We start from the raw sequence: 18,113 nt of genomic DNA on the forward strand, positions 1-18,113 counted from the left end.
GCGGCACAGCCCACGTGACCTGGGACACAGCCCCGGAGGCGGCAGCGGCCGCTCCCCCTCCCCACCGGACCCCTTCTCCATCGTAGATTTCGAGACAAAGAACGGCGGCGACGAGAATGCGGCTGCGCGCACTGCTGGACACCGACGCGCTGGGCCTGCGGCTGCTCGGCGGCGAGGACGAACTGGACCGCACCGTGCGCGGTGTGATGACCACGGACCTGCGCGACCCCAGTCGCTACCTCTCCGGCGGGGAACTGGTCCTGACAGGCCTCGCCTGGCGCCGGGACGCCGCCGACTCGGAGCCTTTCGTACGACTCCTGGTACAGGCCGGGGTGGTGGCGCTGGCGGCCGGCGAGGCGGAGCTGGGCGATGTCCCGGAGGACCTGGTCGTCGCCTGCGCCCGGCACCGGCTGCCCCTGTTCGCGGTGCACGAGTCGGTGGCCTTCGCGACGATCACCGAGCATGTCGTACGGCAGGTCTCGGGCGAGCGCGCGGGTGACCTGGCGGCCGTGGTGGACCGCCACCGCCGCATGATGACCTCGGGCCCGGCGGGCGGTGGCCCGGACGTGGTCCTCGACCTCCTCGGCTCGGACCTGGACCTGCGCGCCTGGGTCCTGTCCCCGACCGGCCGCCTGATCGCGGGCCCGAAGGTGGCGGGCCCCGGCCTGCCCGCGGACACCTGCGCGAAGCTGGCGGCAGAGCATCAGGCCGCGGCCCGCACCGGTCGCCGCGGCCCCCACAGAGTCACGCTCGGCTCGTCGGCGTACTCGCTCTTCCCGGTCCGCAGCAGCGGCCGCTCCTCCCAGGCCTCAAGGGACGTACGCGAGACCGTCCTGTCCGACTGGCTGCTGGCGGTGGAGGCGGACGCCGGTGACTGGCCGGAGGAGCGCCTGGACCTCCTCCAGGGCGTCACCCAGCTGATCGCGGTCGAGCGGGACCGCAGGGACGCGGCCCGCACGGTCCGTCGCCGCCTGGCCCAGGAGGTCCTGGAACTGGTGCAGACGGGAGCGGCACCGGCCGAGATCGCCGCACGCCTGCGGGTCGCGGCGCCGGTCCTCCTCCCCGGCCTCGGAGCGGCCCCTCACTGGCAGGTCGTGGTGGCGCGGGTCGAATGGCAGGACGGTGAGCTGGAGGGCGGCCCGATGGCGCAGTCCCTCCTGGAGGAGATCCTGGTGGACCCCCTCGCGACCGGCCCCGAACCGTCCGACCGCATCGCGGTGGCCCACACCGGCGACGAGGCGATCGCGCTCGTCCCCCTCCCCGCGGTCTCCACCGAGCACGACGGCTCGGAGTCGGGCATCCTGGCGGAAGGGCTGCTGGAATCGGTCCGGGGCCCCTTGTCGGCCGGACTGGACGACGACGGCAGGGTGACTCTGGGCGTCAGCGCGTCGGTGCACTCGGCGGAGGGCCTGCGCGGCGCGCTGGAGGAGGCCCGCCACGCCCGCAGAGTGGCGGCGGCCCGCGCCGGCCGGGTCTGCGCCGCAGGTCACCAGGAGCTGGCCTCGCACGTCCTGCTGCTGCCCTTCGTGCCGGACGACGTCCGCCGCGCCTTCACGGCCCGGCTGCTCGACCCGCTCCGGGACTACGACCGCCGCCACCGGGCCGAGTTGATCCCCACCCTGGAGGCCTTTCTGGACTGCGACGGCTCCTGGACCCGGTGCGCGACCCGCCTCCACCTGCACGTCAACACGCTGCGCTACCGCGTCGGGCGGATCGAGCAGTTGACGAGCCGCGACCTGTCACGCCTCGAGGACAAGCTGGATTTCTTCCTGGCACTGCGGATGAGCTGAACCCGGCGGGTCCCCGGACTCCCACGACTTTGTGAATTCCTTCACCCACCCCCTTGGCCGGGCCCGTCGTTTCGTGCTGAGATGCCGCCACCACTCAAAGCTCGACGGCGCGCTCGGGGAGGGCAACGTGGCGCATACCGCCATGTCTGGTAACGGAACGACCGCCGGTGACGATCCACTCCAGACCGCGGTATGGCGGCTGCGCTCCCGGGCCTGCTGGGCCGACGCGGCCGCCCTGCTCCAACCGGTCACCGCACCGGCGGCCCTGCAGAGAGCGGCCCTGCTGGTGGAACGCTGCCTGTACACGGAGCAGGGCTGGGCGGAGGCGGAGGACGCGCTGCGCACCGCCGAGGCGCTGGCCCACAGCGACGACGAACGGGGGGCGGCCGCTTGTGAACGAGGGCAACTCGCGTACGCCTCGACGCTCCACGGGGTCCGTGACCGCGCGGACGAGGCGAGGGCCGCGCTGGGCCGGGCGGCTGCGCTGATCGCTCCGGGGGCGCGGGGACGGGCCCTGCTGGACTTCCGCCGGGGCCTGCTGGCGGAGAACCTGGCCCAGGCCCCGCAGGCGGCCCGAGCGGCCTACCGCCGCGCCCACGCGGGCGCCACGGCCCACTCCGACCCCCTGCTGCTGTCCTTCACCTGGCGCCACCTCGCCGGACTGGCCCTGCGGGAGGGCGAGTTGGCCGAGGCGCGGCACGGGTTCGCCGAATCGCTGCGGATCCGCGAGGAGTTGGGCTACCTGGTGGGCACGGCACCGGCGCTCGTCTCGCTGGCGGACGCGGAGGTGGAGCCGGAGGCGTCCCGACTGCGCGAGGAAGCACGGCGGTTGTACCAGCTGCTGGGAGGCGTACCGACGTGGCTGGCACGGCAGTTGGCACCGCCGGCGGCCACGGCGTGAGGTGACGGGGGGTGCCTAGGGGGGTGCCGGGTGCGGGTGTGTGGGGGTTGGTCGCGCAGTTCCCCGCGCCCCTGGGTGGGTGCAGTCACCCGAGTCGGAATGGGCCGTGGGCCGTTGGCCGCGTACGGCGGGAAGGGGACGGGGTGGGGGGTGTCCGCCCGCAGCGGCCGGCGTCCGATACAGAGCCCTGCTCAAGCAGCCGAGCCGCCGGACCGAGGACGGACACCCCCCACCCCGGCCCCGACCCCAAACCACACCGCACGCGCTACACAAGCCCCCACCGAACCCACAGCTGCGCCGCAGGCACCCAGGGGCGCGGGACTGTGTCCATATGCGGCTCCGCCGCGTGGGCGCACAAACACCCGCCCCCACCGAACCCGCAGAACACCCCCTCCTCAGGCCGCGCCGCCGGCGAAGTGCCCGCCCACCAGCCCCCGCACCACATCCAGATCCCGCGCGATCAACGCGTCCAGCAGCGCCGCGTGCTCCGCCGCGTCCGCGATCAGGTCCGCCCGTCCTCGCGCCGCGGCCCCGCCCACCAGCGGCCACTGCGACCGCCGGTGCAAGTCCTCCGAGATCTGCACCAGTTGCTCGTTCCCCGACAGCAGCAGCACCGCACGGTGAAACGCCCGGTCGGCCTTCGCGTACGTGGCCCGGCACCCCGAGGACGCGGCTCGTACGGTCGCCTCCGCCACCGGCCGCAACTCCGCCCAGCGCTCCACCGGCACACTCCGTGCCAGCCGCAACACCACCGGCACCTCGATCAGCGCCCGTACCTCGGCCAGTTCGGCCAGCTCGCGGGCGCCCCGCTCGACCACCCGGAACCCGCGGTTGGGAACGACCTCGACGGCCCCCTCCAGCGCGAGTTGCTGCATGGCCTCCCGCACGGGTGTCGCCGACACCCCGAACTGTTCTCCCAGCGCGGGCGCCGAGTACACCTCTCCGGGCCGCAACTCCCCCGCGAGCAGCGCGGTACGCAGGGCGTCGAGGATCTGGCCCCGCACCGAGGCCCGCTGCACGACCGGCCGGGGAATCGGCACCTCGCTGTGGGTGTGCTCGCCCCGGACCCCGGAACCCGCCTCGGCCCGGACTCGCGCCACGTCGGCGGCCCGCAGCTGCGGCGGCACCCGAACCGACCCCGCGTCCCGGTCCACGGACCGCTCCGCGCCTCCCGTCCCGGCGGAGCCCTGCACACCCTGCTTCACGGGCCCTCCTCCGGACGTGTCGGTACTTGGGGTCATTAACGGCAGGTTGTTACTCACCCGTCAAGCACCTTAGGCGCAGAACGCTCCAGTTCAAATCCTGAACAACTTGGTAAGGTAAGGCTTACCTCCAGTCGACTGCGAATCGGTGGACCCGCATGCTCACACCGCTGCCCGCCCCCCGTTCGGCCCCTGCCGTCCGGTCGGCCGTCACCGCCGCCTATGCGCGTCTGACCGAGGCCCTGCCGGTCCTCACGGTCACGGAGCTGCCCGAGGACACCCCGCTCCCCGCCACCGACGGCTGGGTCACCGCCGCCGACCTCGCGGAGAACGCGACGGCCCTGGACGCCTTCCTCGCCTGGGACGACGAGCAGGTCCTCAGGGACAAAGCCAGGAAGGGCCGCCCGGACGTGATCGCCGGCTTCGGTCTGCACCGCTACGCCTGGCCGGCCTGTCTCCTCTTCACGGCACCGTGGTTCCTGCACCGCCGGGTCCCCCGCTACCCCGTGACGCACGTCTCCTACGACCGCACCCGGGGCCCGATGTCCCTCGCGGTCCACCCGGGCCGCTTCGCCTGTCTCCCGGGCGACCCGGCGGCGGCACTGCCGGGCGCGTACACGGTCCCCGACGAGGAGTCCCTGCGCGCCGAGCTGCGGGACGCGGTCGCCGAGCACATGGAGCCGCTGCTGGCCGCCTTCGGCCCGCGCATGCGCCGCCGCGGCCGGGCCCTGTGGGGCATGGTGACCGACGAGATCGTCGAGGGGATCTGGTACGTCGCCGGGCTCCTCGGCGAGCACGAGAAGCGCCGGGCCGAGCACGCCCTGGAGCTGCTGCTGCCCGGGACGACGAAGCCGTACGTCGGCTCTCCGGCCTTCCGCGCGCTGGCCGGTCCGGACGGCGGGTCGCTGCTCACCCGGGACCGGGTGAGCTGCTGCATGTACTACACACTGGATCCGGCCGACACCTGCGTCACCTGTCCGCGCACCTGCGACACGGACCGCATCGCCAAGCTCACGGCGGCCGCGGCGAGTTGAGGACCCCTCAGGGGACCCCCGGCGCGGGCACCGCTTCCGCGTCCCGTAAGATCAACGCCGACTGGGACGCCCGTTCGGTTACAGGCAATTCACAACTTCCTCACTTGCCGCAGGAACTTTCCGTGGAACCACCCGTACGGGTAGTCTTATTCGAACTCAACTCCCGCCCCTCAAGCGGCAGTTCGAGCAGAACGCCGCCCTGGGCAACCCCTTGCACTTCCTTGGCGGCCTCTTGCCCCGAAAACGCCTGAGGGCCGTTGGGATTGGGCCACTATGGCGGGCGTTACGCCCTATCCCAATGCAAGGGACCCCAGATGAGACTGACCGACATATCGCTGAACTGGTTGCTTCCGGGCGCCGTACTGCTCCTGGGCATGCTGGCGGCGGTGGCGGTGCTCGCGCGGAGCAAGCGGTCCGGCGGGGAGCACGCGAAAGACGACTCGTGGGAGCGCAGCGAGGAGCGCCGCAGGCGCAAGGAGGCCATATACGGCACCGCCTCCTATGTCCTCCTGTTCTGCTGTGCGGCGGTTGCCGCCGCCCTCTCCTTCCACGGCCTGGTGGGCTTCGGCCAGGAGAACCTCGGCCTCTCCAACGGCTGGGAGTACCTGGTCCCGTTCGGCCTGGACGGCGCGGCCATGTTCTGCTCCGTCCTCGCTGTGCGCGAGGCCAGCCACGGTGACGCCGCGCTCGGCTCCCGGATACTGGTGTGGACGTTCGCGGGCGCCGCGGCCTGGTTCAACTGGGTGCACGCGCCCAGGGGTTTCGGTCACGACGGCGCGCCCCAGTTCTTCTCCGGCATGTCCCTCTCGGCGGCCGTCCTGTTCGACCGCGCGCTGAAGCAGACCCGCCGGGCCGCGCTGCGCGAGCAGGGTCTGGTGCCGCGTCCGCTGCCCCAGATCCGCATCGTCCGCTGGCTGAGGGCGCCGCGTGAGACGTACAAGGCCTGGTCGCTGATGCTGCTGGAGAACGTGCGCAGCCTTGACGAGGCGGTCGACGAGGTCCGCGAGGACAAGCGCCAGAAGGAGGCGGCCCGTCTCAGGCGCCGCGAGCAGGAGCGGGTGGAGCGGGCGCAGCTCAAGGCGATCAGCCGGGGCCACCGCGGCTTCGTCGGCCGGGGCGGCGGGCGCCAGTTGGAGCAGCCGCAGGCCGCCGCTGCCCTGGAGCGAGCTTCCGCGGAGCCTGCGATATCCACCCCGGAGCCGCTGCCGGTACGTCAGCGTCCCTCTCTCCAGCCCGTCCGCGGCGGTTCCGAGTCGGGCTCCGTCGATCTCACCGCGGAGGACGACACAATGGCCCTTCCGCGTCTCGACTCGCTGGAGCGCAAACTCAAGGATCTTGAGCAGCAGTTCGGCTGAGGCGAAGGCCGAGGCCTGAAGGGCGCGGCCGAAAGGCCGGAGCACCACGGGAAGGGGGCGTGACCGACGCGGTCACGCCCCCTTCCCGTGGTTCACGCCGCTCCGGCGTCGAGTTCGAACCAGACGGACTTGCCCACGCCGTGTGCCCGTACGCCCCAGGCGTCCGCGAGGGACTGCACCAGGGCGAGGCCCCTGCCGTGCGTGTGGTCGTCGGCGTTCGCCACCCGCACCCGGGGTATGCGGGCGACGAAGTCCCGCACCTCCACCCTCAGGGCCCGCGGCCCGACCGTGGCCGTGACGACCGCGTCGTGGTCGGTGTGCACGAGCGCGTTGGTGACGAGCTCGCTGGTGAGCAGTTCGGCTATCTCGGATCGCCCGGGCCTCCCCCAGTGCCGTAACAGCTCGCGCAAGGCCCTGCGTGTCTCGGGTACGGCCCCCAGGTCCGCCCGCTCCAGTGTGCGCCGGAGCTGAGGCGACTGCGCCTGCTCCAGGGCGCTGTCGGCGTTCTCCTCCATGGTCTGTACCGAGAAGGCCCCAACTGCCGTGGGACCGCCTCCTCGTGCCTGCCTCTTCATGACCCCCGCCCGCGTGCCGATGTCGGTTTCCCTCCTGCTCGAACACGTTCACGGGGATCCATGCCCCGTAGTTCATGCGCCAGTCATGTCGAATCGTCAACGACCAGGTGTTCGGCCACGTTTGCGGGGGCGACCACGGGCGCGTCGACGGAGCGGACGGATCCCGGACGCCGCCCCGCGAACCCCCGCGTACGACGGCGCGATCGCCGAGAGGAGGACGCCCCGCGGCGGACCGCACGGGCCTCCTGCCACGCGCTGCCTGTGCCGCTGGTCCCCTCCGGATGGCATGTGCCCGGCGCTCCGCCGTCCGAGCGCCGGACGCCCCGGGCGGCGCGCGAGCCCTTCACGAGCGGGAAGACTGGGAAAAGTACCTGTTCGGCGGGGTGAGTCCAGAACTCCGGGAGAAGCGGTCTGACCAGGCCCGGCAGTCGGCGACCGGCCCCGGTCGCACCCGTGCCCGGCCCGGCCGCCGGGTCAGGAGCCTGCCGTACGAGGGCACACGCGCCCCCTGAACACGTGCGCCCCCGCCGCCGGCACCCGAGGATCGGGGTCCGGCGGCGGGGGTGGGCCGGTGCACATGTTTCCCTCGGGCGGCCTCCGGTCCCACGATGCCGTGGGGCTCCCGGTCCAGCCGGCTCCGGGACACCGGGACCGCCTGGCATGGGCTGATCTGCCGACTCCGCGCTGCCGACCTCGTCGTATACGGCGAAGAGGTGGGGCAGCAGGGAAACTGGCCGGAATCCGCCGCTACTTGCTGCCGAGTCCCTTGGCACCGATGTGCAGGATCTTGTGGCTGCCGCGGGTCATGTCGACCACGAGGGTGCTGGTCTGGCCGGCGCTCCAGGTGAGGGTGACGACGGCCTCCGTGCGGGCGGCGGTGGAGCCGTTGTCGGTGACCTTCCAGGCGAGGGGCACGTTCTGGGCGCGCAGGACGCCGTCGGCGTGCTCCTTCTCCTCCCAGGCGTTCAGTTCCTTCTGGAAGGCGGGCGTGAGGTAGTGGGCGCGCAGGGCGTCCCGGAGGTCGCCGCTGCCCTCGTCGGTCACCGCGTCGATGTAGGCGCCGTAGAAGTCGGCGATGCGCGTGATGTTGTCGGAGGGCTTCCCGCTGACGCTGCGCGGTGCTCCGGCGGAGGCCTGGGCCGTGACGCCGAGCCCGAGGGCCAGGGCGAGGCCGAGGGCCAGGGTGGTGCGGCGGGTCGCCTTGGTCGTGTTCATCTGTGTTCCCCGTTTTCTTTGCGGTTCGTGCTGCTGGTCATGTGGTCCTGCTGCTGGTTGGTCCGTGCGGGGCCGCCCGCCCGACCCCCGTGCGGGAGGGCGGCCCCGGCTTCAGTGGAGCTTGTTCACCGCGGTGGCGGTCGTCTTCTTGAAGGCCTTGACCGGGGCGTCGGCGAAGTCGCCCATCTGGGACCACTCCACGACGGTGACGGTCCGGTCGTCCCGGCCGACGGACAGCAGGTGGATGTCGGTGGCGCCGAACGAGTGCTCGGTGTGCAGGCCGTGCACCCGGGCGCCCTCCTCGACCGCGACCTTGCCGTAGTCCTTGTACGTCGCCTCGAGATCCGGGTCGCCCTGTTCGAGGCGGTCCGCGCAGGTGCGGATCTCCTTGTTCATGCGGGTGGCGAGGGCCGCGGCCTTGGTCTTGGTGCCGACCTCGATCGTCAGCTGGCGGGCACTGGTGTCCAGGTCGGTGCGGAAGTCGCGGTACCGGGAGTCGTAACCCGGCAGCGCGTCCTTCAGGCAGAGCTGCAGTTCGTCCGGTACGCCGTCGGTCACCTTGCCCGCCGTCCACGTGGACGAGGGGTGCGGGGGGAGGTCGGCGGCCGAGAGGAACTTGGGCGCGGCCGGCGCGGCTCCGGCCTGCACAGCGAGGGTGACGCCGAGCATGAGGCCGGTGAGAGAGAGTACGGTGAGCCCGCCTGCTCGACTGTGCTTGGGCATGAGTGTCCCCCGTGAGATACGTACAGGAATGTGGGATGCCACGACGGCGCCGGATGGTCGGTCCGGCCCGGTCGGTGTGACACCAAGAGCATCAGCGGTCACACGGGGCGGACGCAACACGGGACACGGGATCCGTCGGCATGGAACCATCCCAGGCCTTCTGACGTGCAGGTATAGGGAGTGCCTGGGATGCGGGATCTAGGGGGAATCGTTGTCGGCACCTGAACCACAGGACGATGTCCAGGAGTTCGCGGCCCTGCTGCGGCGGCTGAAGGAGCGCACGGACCGCAGCTACGGCTCGCTGGCCCGGCGGCTGGGCATGAACACCTCGACCCTGCACCGGTACTGCGCCGGGGACGCCGTGCCGGTCGACTTCGCACCGGTGGAGCGGTTCGCCGCCCTGTGCGGGGCGTCGGCCGAGGAGCGGATGGACCTGCACCGGCTGTGGCTGTCGGCGGTGGCGGCGAGACAGCGGCCGCGGACTGCGGAGCCGACGGAGTCGCCTGAGTCGGCGGAGTCGCCTGAGGCTTTCGTCGTGCCGGCGGGAGCAGCGGAAGGTCCTCACGCGGACGCAGCCGATGGGCCGGGCTCGGGGAGCGCCTACGCAGGGGAGGGACCGGACGACAGTGAGAGTGCGGGAGAGCCGGACTCCGTGCAGGTGTCGGGGGCCGCTCCCCCGCCCCGCCCCTGGTACCGGCGTCGGCGTTTCCTCGTCACCGCGGCCGCCGTCGTGGTCGCTCTCGCCACTGTGGGCAGTCTGTCGGCGCTGCCGTCCGGCCGTCCCGCCTCGGACAAGGTGGCCCAGGCTCCCGACCCGTCGTCCCGGACGACCGCGTCGGGCCTGCCCGGCCGTTCCGGATCGCCGTCACCGAGTCCCTCCGCCACCTCCGCCTCCCCCTCGGCCGAGTCCACCGGAACTCACCCCTCCGCTTCAGCGTCCCACGGCCGCGGCACCTCGAAGGAGAGCGCGGGCCCCGCTCAGCAGGGGACCTCCGTCGGCACTCCCCTGACCTGGAGCGCGAACTCCCAGATCTGGGAGGGAAGCTGCGGTCACGACTACGTCATCGACAAGCCGCCCTCCGAGGTGCCGCCGCCCCCGCTCGTGCAGGACGCCGGGATCTGGGCGGCGACGCAGGGCGCGATCCACGGGCGGGAGACGAAGGTGCAGATCTCCGTGCAGGGACGGTCGTCCACGGCCGTCGTCCTGGAGGCGCTCCGGGTCCGGATCACCGGCCGCGGTTCCCCGGCACCCGGTACCGCGTACGCCATGGACCAGGGCTGCGGCGGCGGGATCACCCCGCGCGGCTTCGACGTGAACCTGGACATCGACCGCCCCATCGCCCACCCGGTCGCCGGCAACGAGACCGGACAGACCGTCCCCGCGGTGCAGTTCCCCTACCGGGTCTCCGCCACGGACCCGGAGGTGCTGCTGGTCACCGCGACGACGGAGACGTACGACTGCAACTGGTACCTCGAACTCGACTGGTCCTCGCAGGGCCGCACCGGCACGGTCCGCATCGACGACCACGGCCGCCCGTTCCGCACGACCAGCATCAAGGGCCTGACCCGTCTCTGGTACGGCACGAACGCCGCGGGCGAGCGGGCGTGGGTGCCGTCCGGCACCTAGGCCCTGTCGTCAAATTCCCGTCGTCCGCCCGAAGGGCGGGCCCCGCGGCGTCAGGTGCGTGCTCTCGGCGTGCCGGGCGCAGGCCCTCGTACTGGTTGTACGTGGGTCTGTGCCCGGTGCGGCGAGAGTGCGTGCATGGCGTCGCGGGGCAGGCGGGAATTTGACGACAGGGCCTAGGGCCCTTCGGGCGCGGACCCCACCCGGTGGGCCGTGCCGTCGGCGTCCACGTAGGTGAACTCCCGTAGCCCGTAAGGCGTGTCGGCCGGCTCGCTGAAGCGGCCCTCGACGCCGGACGCCGTCCATTCGGCATGGACGGCGTCGGCGTCACTCACGTAGAGGTAGACGACGGCTCCGGTGCGCAGGGGGTCGTGCTCGGACCACTCGCTGAGGTGGATGGAGACCGAGCCCCGCTCGACGAAGCCGTACCGCTGCGGACCGTCGTAGGCACGCGCGGAGAAACCCAGTCGGCGGTACCGCTCCAGGGCCGCGTCGAGGTTCCGGACCGGGACGACGGGCGCGACATCGGTGAAGACGATTTCCGGCATGCGGCCAGTCTGGCAGCTTCGGGCTCCTCAGGGCCGTGGCATGTTGCGGAGGTTGGAGCGGGCCATCTGGAGCATGCGGCCGACTCCGCCGTCGAGGACGATCTTCGAGGCGGACAGCGCGAAGCCGGTGACCATCTCGGCGCTGATCTTCGGCGGGATGGACAGGGCGTTGGGGTCGGTGACGATGTCGACGAGGGCGGGCCCCTTGTGCTTGAACGCCGACTTCAGGGCCCCGGCGAGGTCCTTGGGCTTCTCGACGCGCACTCCGTAGGCCCCACAGGCCTGGGCCACGGCGGCGAAGTCGGGGTTCTTGTTGGTGGTGCCGTAGGAGGGCAGCCCGGCGACCAGCATCTCCAACTCGACCATGCCCAGCGAGGAGTTGTTGAACAGGACGACTTTCACGGGGAGGTCGTACTGCACGAGGGTCAGGAAGTCGCCCATCAGCATGGAGAACCCGCCGTCCCCGGACATCGACACGACCTGTCGCCTCCGGTCGGTGAACTGCGCCCCGATCGCCATGGGCAACGCGTTCGCCATGGACCCGTGCGAGAACGAACCGATCACGCGGCGGCGGCCGTTGGGCGAGATGTAGCGGGCGGCCCACACATTGCACATGCCGGTGTCGACGGTGAACACCGCGTCGTCGTCGGCGAGTTCGTCGAGTACGGAGGCCACGTACTCGGGATGGATCGGGACGTGCTTGTCGACCTTGCGGGTGTACGCCTTGACGACCCCTTCGAGTGCGTCAGCGTGCTTCTTGAGCATCTTGTCGAGGAAGCGCCGGTTCGTCTTCTCCCTCACCCGCGGCGTCAGACATCGCAGGGTCTCCTTCACATCACCCCACACGGCGAGGTCGAGCTTGGAGCGGCGGCCCAAGTGCTCGGGACGCACGTCGACTTGGACGATCTTGACGTCGTCGGGGAGGAAGGCGTTGTACGGGAAGTCGGTGCCGAGCAGGATCAGCAGGTCGCACTCGTGGGTCGCCTCGTAGGCAGCGCCGTAGCCGAGAAGACCGCTCATGCCGACATCGAATGGATTGTCGTACTGGATCCATTCCTTGCCCCTGAGGGCGTGCCCCACGGGTGACTTGACCTTCTGAGCGAACTCCATGACCTCGGCGTGCGCGCCCGCGGTGCCGCTGCCGCAGAACAGGGTGATCTTGTCGGCCTTGTCGATCATCTCGACGAGCTTGTCGATCTCGGCGTCGCCGGGGCGGACGCTGGGCCGGGAGGTGACGAGGGCGGTCTCGGCGGCCTTGTCGGGGGCGGGCTGGTCGGCGATGTCGCCGGGCAGGGTGACGACGCTGACGCCGGAGCGGCCGACGGCGTTCTGGATGGCGGTCTGGAGCAGCCTCGGCATCTGCTGGGGGTTGGAGATCATCTCGCTGTAGTGACTGCACTCCTGGAAGAGGCGGTCGGGATGGGTCTCCTGGAAGAAGCCGAGGCCGATCTCGCTGGAGGGGATGTGCGAGGCGAGGGCGAGGACCGGGGCCATGGAGCGGTGGGCGTCGTAGAGCCCGTTGATGAGGTGCAGGTTGCCGGGCCCGCAGGAACCGGCGCAGGCGGCCAGCTTCCCGGTGATCTGGGCCTCGGCGCCCGCGGCGAAGGCGGCGGTCTCCTCGTGCCGTACGTGCACCCAGTCGATGGCGGCGTTGCGGCGGACCGCGTCCACGACCGGGTTGAGGCTGTCGCCGACGACGCCGTAGAGGCGTTTCACCCCGGCCTTGACGAGGATGTCAACGAACTGTTCGGCGACGTTCTGTTTGGCCATGGATCCATGCACCCCTTCGGTCTCCTTGGGTCCATCAATCCACACTGGCCGCGATCACGCCTCCCAAACAGCGGCGGCCGTACGGTCGTCGGCATATCCCTTGACCCGGACCTGGGAGTCGGCGAGGAACGCGGCGAGACCCGGCGGGGTGGGGTCCGACCACCGTCCCGTGAGGTACTCCCGCAGCTCGGGCTCGCCGCGCAGGGGGTCGGCGAGGCCGCCGGTGCACATCAGGAGGGCATCACCCGGGCGGGCGACGGAGGCGCGGAAGCGGAAGGCCTCGCGGGGCGGTTCGGGTGCGGGCTCGTAGGGGCTCGGGGGTGTGGGGATGCCGAGGTCCATGGTGAGGCGGTCGCCGTCGGGGGTCTCGGGGGGCAGCGAGCCGAAGCCGACGACCGGTTCGCCGGTGATGTCGGTGACCTGGGGTTCGATGTCGTGCCACTCGCCGTCGCGGAGACGGAAGAGGCCGCCCGCGCCGACGCCGAAGAAGACGCGGACCCGGCAGTCGGGATCGGCGGGCAGGAGCAGACAGCGCAGGGTGGCGGCGTACTCCTCCGGGTCGATGCCCTGCTCGACGGCGCTGGCGCGGAGCTTGCCGAGACTGCGGTCGGTGAGCCGGTGCAGCCCTGACTTGAGGTCACCTCGGCGGGCGGCGCCGATGTCCTGCGCGAGCCGGGCGTGACTGCGCCCCACGGCCCGTCCGATCCAGTGACACGCCTCGGCGGCGGCGCGATGGGCGCCAGGGGTGGCGCGGGCGCCGGTGGCCATGGCGACGAGGATCAACGCCTGTTCGCCGGTGCCGAAACGGGCGGTGAGCAGGGAGTCCCTGCGGGGCTCGCCCCGGAACCTGGCCGAATCCCCGCGCACGGACACCGCGCGCAGCGTGCAGGCCCCGTACCTGGCCCCGTCCAGCACGGTGTCCGCCACCAGGTCGTCGAGCTCGTCGGGGTCGGCGGGCGGGAGGGCGGTGGGTTCGGCGTCGTAGGTGGGCGGACCGGAGCCGACGAAGCCGACGGGTGAGGGCGGGAGGGTGGGGAGGTCCACGCGGGTCGCGGTGCGGGGTGCCTGTGGGGCGGGGGTGGGTTCGTCCTGGCGGGGCGCGCTGACCTGACCCGATCCGGGGTCGTGTCCGGGGCGCTCGGGCGTGGGGGTGGGCTGGGCCGAGGCGGGGCCGGTACGGGGTGGTGGCGCGACTGCGGGGGGCTCTTGGACGGACTCGGCTTCGGGGGCAGGGGTGGGGGCGGGTGGAGCAGCCCACCAGTCACCGTCGCCGCGTCGAGCGCCGGCCGCGCGTCGCTCCGAGGGCCCTGGAGGGATCTCGGGGCGGCCGGGAGTCGGCACGTCCTCGTCACCGCCGGCAAGGGCGGCCCCATCGGAGACAAAGCCCTCCCCGGAGCCACCCTCACGTGAACCGGAAACGCCCGGGACACCCTCACCCGGGCCGCCTCCGCGGAAGCCGGGCCCTCGGGCGTCGCCAGGCTCGGGCGAGACGAGCCGGTCGGCGACGATGTCCTGGGCCGGCCCGGCAGCGGGGCCGCCCTGCTGGACGGGTGCGCCGAAACCGCCCCCGCCCGAATCACCGCGGTCGGGCGGGACAGCACCGTCGACATCCCGCGCCGGACTCGAAGCGGGACCACGACCCACATCCTGCGCCGAACTCCCCGCAGGACCACCTCGCGAAACCGGCCCGCCTAGACCGGCCTCGTCGGCCCGGTCGTCGGCGTGCTGTGGTGGCGGGGGTGGGGCCGTGGGGCGAGGTGGGGCGGAGGGGTGTGGGGGTGGAGCGGTCGGGGGCCTCGGGGGCTCGGCCGGCATGCGCGAGGCCGGGACCGTCGTGGCCGGAGGAGTCTCCGTGGACGCACGACCACCTGGTGGCGAGGGTGGCCGGTCCTCGGGGGCGCGCTCGGCGAAGCCGGGTGGCTTGGGGCCGGGTGGGAAGGAGGCGGGTGCGTCAGAGGGCGGTTCCGGTTCCCACGGGGCCCGGTGCCGGCCGGGTGCGGGGGCCCTCTCGTCGGGGAAGCCTGTGCGCGGCGCGGGAACCCCGGCACCGGCACGAGGACTCCCCGCCCCGGAGCCGGCCTCGTCGGCCCCACTCCCCGTGCCCCCGGTCCCGTCCCGTACCGTCCCCGCCGCCGAGGCGAAGCGGTCGTCGAGGGTGTCCGGGGCCGGTGTGGGTCCCGTGTCGTCGGTGGAGTCGTACAGCTGCCTCCACCAGTCGTCCTCTTGACCGGTGGGCCTTCCCCCCTGCTGGCTCATGCCCCTAATTGTCCACCGTGGGGGCCGTATGAGAACGGGGCATCCGGAAAATCAAGTGCCGCCGCACCCGTCGAACGGCGTGTCGAGTGAGCTGTCGAACGCGTGTAGCCCAAAAGGTCGGGCCGGGCCCGCGGCCCTCGCTGATCTGCGCTTCCTGCCGTCCTCCTGCACCCTGGACGAATGGGAGTGTGGGACCTCCTGCTCGTCGGCCTGGTCATGCTGTTCGGCCTGGTCGGGGTTCTGGTGCCCGGCGTACCGGGGTCGTGGCTGGTGTGGTCCGCGGTCCTGTGGTGGGCGCTGAAGGATCCGGAGCCCGTGGCGTGGGGCGTGCTCGTGGGGGCCACGGTCGCCCTGTTCCTCTCCCAGGTGGTGCGCTGGGCGCTGCCGCCGCGCCGGCTGCGGACGAGCGGGGCCACCCCGCGCATGGCCGTGTACGCCGGGGTAGGCGCGTTCCTCGGCTTCTTCCTGATCCCCGTGCTCGGCGCGATCCCCGGGTTCATGGGCGGCATCTACCTCTCCGAACGCCTCCGCCTCGGCCGCCACAGGGAGGCGAAGGCCGCCCTGCGCACGGCGATGCGCTCGGGCGGCTCCAGCGTGCTGGCGGAACTCTTCACCTGTCTGCTGATCACGGGCGCGTGGCTGGGGGCGGTGCTGTGGGGATGACGTGGGAACAGAGGCCCAGCTGGTCCTGGACGGTCCGGGCAGGTCCTAGGGCGAGATACCGATGTGCGGGGCCTCGCGCGCGTGTTTGGGTGGCTGCCATGACCGAATTCAGTGAGGCCGAGCGCGCGTACCTGAGGTCCCAGCGGCTGGGGCGGCTCGCCACCGTCGACCCGCACGGGCAGCCGCAGGCGAACCCGGTCGGGTTCTTCCCGCAGGACGACGGCACCATCCTGATCGGCGGCCACGCGATGGGCCGTACGAAGAAGTGGCGCAACCTCCGGAAGAACCCGAAGGTCGCCCTGGTCGTCGACGACATCGTCAGCCTGAACCCGTGGACGGTGCGCGGCATCGACATCCGCGGGGAGGCGGAACTCCTCACGGGCCCGCACGAGTTGGGCCCGCACTTCAGCGAGGAGCTGATCCGCATCCATCCGCGGCGGATCCACAGCTGGGGGCTGGAGGAGTCCTAGGGGCTCTGGAGGGCGCCTTCGAGGGTGAGCAGGGCCGTCTTGCGTTCCAGGCCGCCCGCGTACCCGGTGAGCAGGCCGTTCGCTCCGATCACCCGGTGGCAGGGGCGGAGGATCAGCAGCGGGTTCGCGCCGATCGCGCCGCCCACGGCCCGGACGGCGACGCGTGAGGCACCGACGCGGGCGGCGATCTCGCCGTACGTCGTGGTCGCGCCGTACGGCACGTCGTCGAGGGCGTCCCAGACGCGGGTCCGGAACTCGGTGCCCGTGGGACGCAACTCCAGCTGGAACTCCTTGAGTTCACCGGCGAAGTAGGCGGCGAGCTGCTCCTCGGCATCCCGGAAGTGGGCGGGGTCGTGGACCCAACCCTCCTGGACGGTACGGCCGTTCTTCTGCCCGGGGACGGACAGCGAGGTCAGTGCGCCGGTCTCGTCGGCGGTGAGCAGCAGAGTGCCGACCGGGCTGTCGAGACGGGTCCAGCGGATGGCCATGATTACTCCAACTCTCCTGCTGTGCGCAGGTGTTGCCAGGCGTAGGAGCGCCAGGGGCGCCAGGTGTCGGGGGCGTCGAGGCCCGGTGGGGCGACATCCGGGTCGCCGAGGGCACGGGTGCGGATGACGGCGACGGTACGGGCGTCCACACCGGGCAGGGCGAGCAGCGCGTGCTGCGCCTCGTCGCGGTCGGCGCCCGGATCGAGTCGTACGGTTCCGTCGGCGAGGGCGGTGGCCAGCGTGCCCAGCGGACCGGCTTCCTCCGACAGGGCCGCGGGCTCGGGGAAGAGGTGGGTGAGGCTGCCGCAGGGCGCGTCCAGGGTCTTGCCGTGGCGCCGGACGAGCCGTTCGGATTCGCTACGGCCCACCAGTGCCCGTACGGCGCACTCCTCGGGGTCGGCGGCGCCGGGCGACCGGAGTCCGGGGCGGGCGGCGACCAGGGGGGCGAGCCGGGTGTCCTCCGCGAGCCGCTCGTCGACGGCGTAGGGGTCGGCGTCGAGGTCGAGGAGCCGCCGCAGCCGTCCGACGGCGGTGGTCAGGTCGCGGGGGTCGGTGAGGTGCAGCTGGGCGTCGAGCCAGCCGCCGGGGTGCGAGCCGGAGGTGGTCCTGGTCGTGCCGGGGCGTTCCCGGACGGCGACGATGCCGGTGCCGTGCGGGAGGCGGAGGGTGCGGCGGTAGGTGCGCCGGCCGGGTGCCCCGCTCACCTCCTCGACGCCGGGCACGGCTTCGCTCTCCAGCAGATCGAAGACGGCGCCGGACCGGTAGGGGCCGCGGTGGGCGAGCCGTAGCGGGATGCCCGCCGTGGGAGTGGCCGCGCGGCGGGTGGTCCGGGCCGCGGCCCGCAGGGCGCTGGGCGTGGCGGCGTAGATCTCCCGGACCGTGTCGTTGAACTGCCGCACGCTGGCGAAGCCCGACGCGAACGCGATCTCCGTGACCGGCAGGCCGGTGGTCTGGAGCAGGACGCGCGCGGTGTGGGCCCGCTGGGCACGGGCCAGTGCGACGGGTCCCGCGCCGAGCTCGGCGGTGAGCTGGCGCTGGACCTGGCGTGCGCTGTAGCCGAGGCGGTCGGCGAGCCCGACGACGCCTTCCCGGTCGACGACACCGTCGCCGATCAGGCGCATCGCCCGGCCCACCACGTCCGCGCGGGCGTTCCAGTCCGCGGAGCCGGGCACCGCGTCCGGACGGCACCGCCGGCAGGCCCGGAACCCCGAGCCCTGCGCGGCGGCGGCCGTCGCGTAGAAGCGGACGTTGTGACGCTTCGGGGTCACCGCGGGACAGCTGGGGCGGCAGTAGATCCCGGTCGTCTCGACGGCGAAGAAGAACTCCCCGTCGAACCGGGCGTCCCGGCTGCGGACGGCTTCGTACCTGGTGTCTTCGTCCATCACGTGTTCCAGTGTCCGCCGTCGGGGATGGTGCGGCTGGCGGAAAACGGACACGACGATCGGACCTGCCGGTGGGCGGGTGCGCGTCCGTCGGGGCTGGTCGCGCGGTTCCCCGCG

General features: G+C 72.4%; 16 protein-coding genes. 7 read left to right on the forward strand and 9 right to left on the reverse strand.

Annotated features, from left to right (window positions below):
* Positions 1-116 precede the first annotated feature (116 nt).
* On the forward strand, positions 117-1,790 hold the full coding sequence (locus D1369_RS08115; RefSeq protein ID WP_007385638.1) for a PucR family transcriptional regulator ligand-binding domain-containing protein: 1,674 nt from the start codon (positions 117-119) through the stop codon (positions 1,788-1,790).
* A 127-nt stretch (positions 1,791-1,917) separates the two neighbouring features.
* Complete coding sequence (locus D1369_RS08120) at positions 1,918-2,691, forward strand: hypothetical protein (RefSeq protein WP_118082364.1); 774 nt, start codon at positions 1,918-1,920, stop codon at positions 2,689-2,691.
* Positions 2,692-3,086: 395 nt separating this feature from the next.
* Here the strand turns inward: D1369_RS08120 and D1369_RS08125 are convergent, their stop codons facing one another.
* Positions 3,087-3,896, reverse strand: a complete 810-nt coding sequence (locus tag D1369_RS08125) for a GntR family transcriptional regulator (RefSeq protein ID WP_037901847.1) — start codon at positions 3,894-3,896, stop codon at positions 3,087-3,089.
* Positions 3,897-4,051: 155 nt separating this feature from the next.
* On the opposite strand from D1369_RS08125, the gene D1369_RS08130 reads away from it, so the two are divergent.
* Together D1369_RS08130 and D1369_RS08135 are read left to right on the forward strand one after the other, a co-directional pair.
* Positions 4,052-4,927, forward strand: coding sequence for a (2Fe-2S)-binding protein (locus D1369_RS08130; protein WP_118082365.1), 876 nt, complete (start codon positions 4,052-4,054; stop codon positions 4,925-4,927).
* Positions 4,928-5,241: 314 nt separating this feature from the next.
* A complete protein-coding gene (locus D1369_RS08135; protein ID WP_007385634.1) occupies positions 5,242-6,282 on the forward strand; it encodes a DUF2637 domain-containing protein in 1,041 nt (346 codons plus the stop codon).
* 92 nt (positions 6,283-6,374) lie between these two features.
* On the opposite strand, the gene D1369_RS08140 is transcribed toward D1369_RS08135, so the two are convergent.
* From D1369_RS08140 to D1369_RS08150, 3 genes are all read right to left on the reverse strand, one after another.
* A complete protein-coding gene (locus D1369_RS08140; RefSeq protein WP_007385633.1) occupies positions 6,375-6,797 on the reverse strand; it encodes an ATP-binding protein in 423 nt (140 codons plus the stop codon).
* 807 nt (positions 6,798-7,604) lie between these two features.
* Positions 7,605-8,072, reverse strand: a complete 468-nt coding sequence (locus D1369_RS08145; protein ID WP_007385632.1) for a hypothetical protein — start codon at positions 8,070-8,072, stop codon at positions 7,605-7,607.
* 111 nt (positions 8,073-8,183) lie between these two features.
* The gene (locus D1369_RS08150; protein WP_037901844.1) at positions 8,184-8,795 is read right to left on the reverse strand and encodes a hypothetical protein; all 612 of its coding nucleotides are present in this window, start codon (positions 8,793-8,795) and stop codon (positions 8,184-8,186) included.
* A 211-nt stretch (positions 8,796-9,006) separates the two neighbouring features.
* Between D1369_RS08150 and D1369_RS08155 the strand changes: the two genes are divergently transcribed.
* Positions 9,007-10,422, forward strand: coding sequence for a helix-turn-helix transcriptional regulator (locus tag D1369_RS08155; RefSeq protein WP_007385630.1), 1,416 nt, complete (start codon positions 9,007-9,009; stop codon positions 10,420-10,422).
* Positions 10,423-10,595: 173 nt separating this feature from the next.
* Here D1369_RS08155 and D1369_RS08165 read toward each other — a convergent pair whose 3' ends face one another.
* The 3 genes from D1369_RS08165 to D1369_RS43755 are packed head-to-tail and all read right to left on the reverse strand — an operon-like array spanning position 10,596 to position 14,552.
* Positions 10,596-10,967 (reverse strand): VOC family protein, encoded by a 372-nt coding sequence (locus D1369_RS08165; RefSeq protein WP_118082366.1) that lies wholly within the window; start codon positions 10,965-10,967, stop codon positions 10,596-10,598.
* A 27-nt stretch (positions 10,968-10,994) separates the two neighbouring features.
* Positions 10,995-12,737 carry a pyruvate dehydrogenase gene (locus tag D1369_RS08170; RefSeq protein ID WP_007385628.1) on the reverse strand — a complete coding sequence of 581 codons (1,743 nt, stop codon included), beginning with the start codon at positions 12,735-12,737 and terminating at the stop codon, positions 10,995-10,997.
* A gap of 54 nt (positions 12,738-12,791) precedes the next feature.
* Positions 12,792-14,552 carry a protein phosphatase 2C domain-containing protein gene (locus D1369_RS43755; RefSeq protein WP_240436173.1) on the reverse strand — a complete coding sequence of 587 codons (1,761 nt, stop codon included), beginning with the start codon at positions 14,550-14,552 and terminating at the stop codon, positions 12,792-12,794.
* A gap of 621 nt (positions 14,553-15,173) precedes the next feature.
* On the opposite strand from D1369_RS43755, the gene D1369_RS08180 reads away from it, so the two are divergent.
* Positions 15,174-15,656 (forward strand): DUF456 domain-containing protein, encoded by a 483-nt coding sequence (locus tag D1369_RS08180; protein WP_007385626.1) that lies wholly within the window; start codon positions 15,174-15,176, stop codon positions 15,654-15,656.
* Between the two features lie 98 nt (positions 15,657-15,754).
* Positions 15,755-16,126, forward strand: coding sequence for a PPOX class F420-dependent oxidoreductase (locus tag D1369_RS08185; protein ID WP_037901840.1), 372 nt, complete (start codon positions 15,755-15,757; stop codon positions 16,124-16,126).
* On the opposite strand, the gene D1369_RS08190 is transcribed toward D1369_RS08185, so the two are convergent.
* Together D1369_RS08190 and D1369_RS08195 are read right to left on the reverse strand one after the other, a co-directional pair.
* Entirely contained in the window at positions 16,123-16,614 is a 492-nt protein-coding gene (locus D1369_RS08190; protein WP_007385624.1) for a methylated-DNA--[protein]-cysteine S-methyltransferase, read from the reverse strand. The genes D1369_RS08185 and D1369_RS08190 overlap by 4 nt on opposite strands.
* Before the next feature lie 2 nt (positions 16,615-16,616).
* A complete protein-coding gene (locus D1369_RS08195; RefSeq protein WP_037901838.1) occupies positions 16,617-17,996 on the reverse strand; it encodes a DNA-3-methyladenine glycosylase 2 family protein in 1,380 nt (459 codons plus the stop codon).
* Positions 17,997-18,113 lie beyond the last annotated feature (117 nt).

This window comes from Streptomyces sp. CC0208 (assembly GCF_003443735.1).
In the GTDB taxonomy this organism is placed as follows: Bacteria; Actinomycetota; Actinomycetes; order Streptomycetales; family Streptomycetaceae; genus Streptomyces; species Streptomyces sviceus.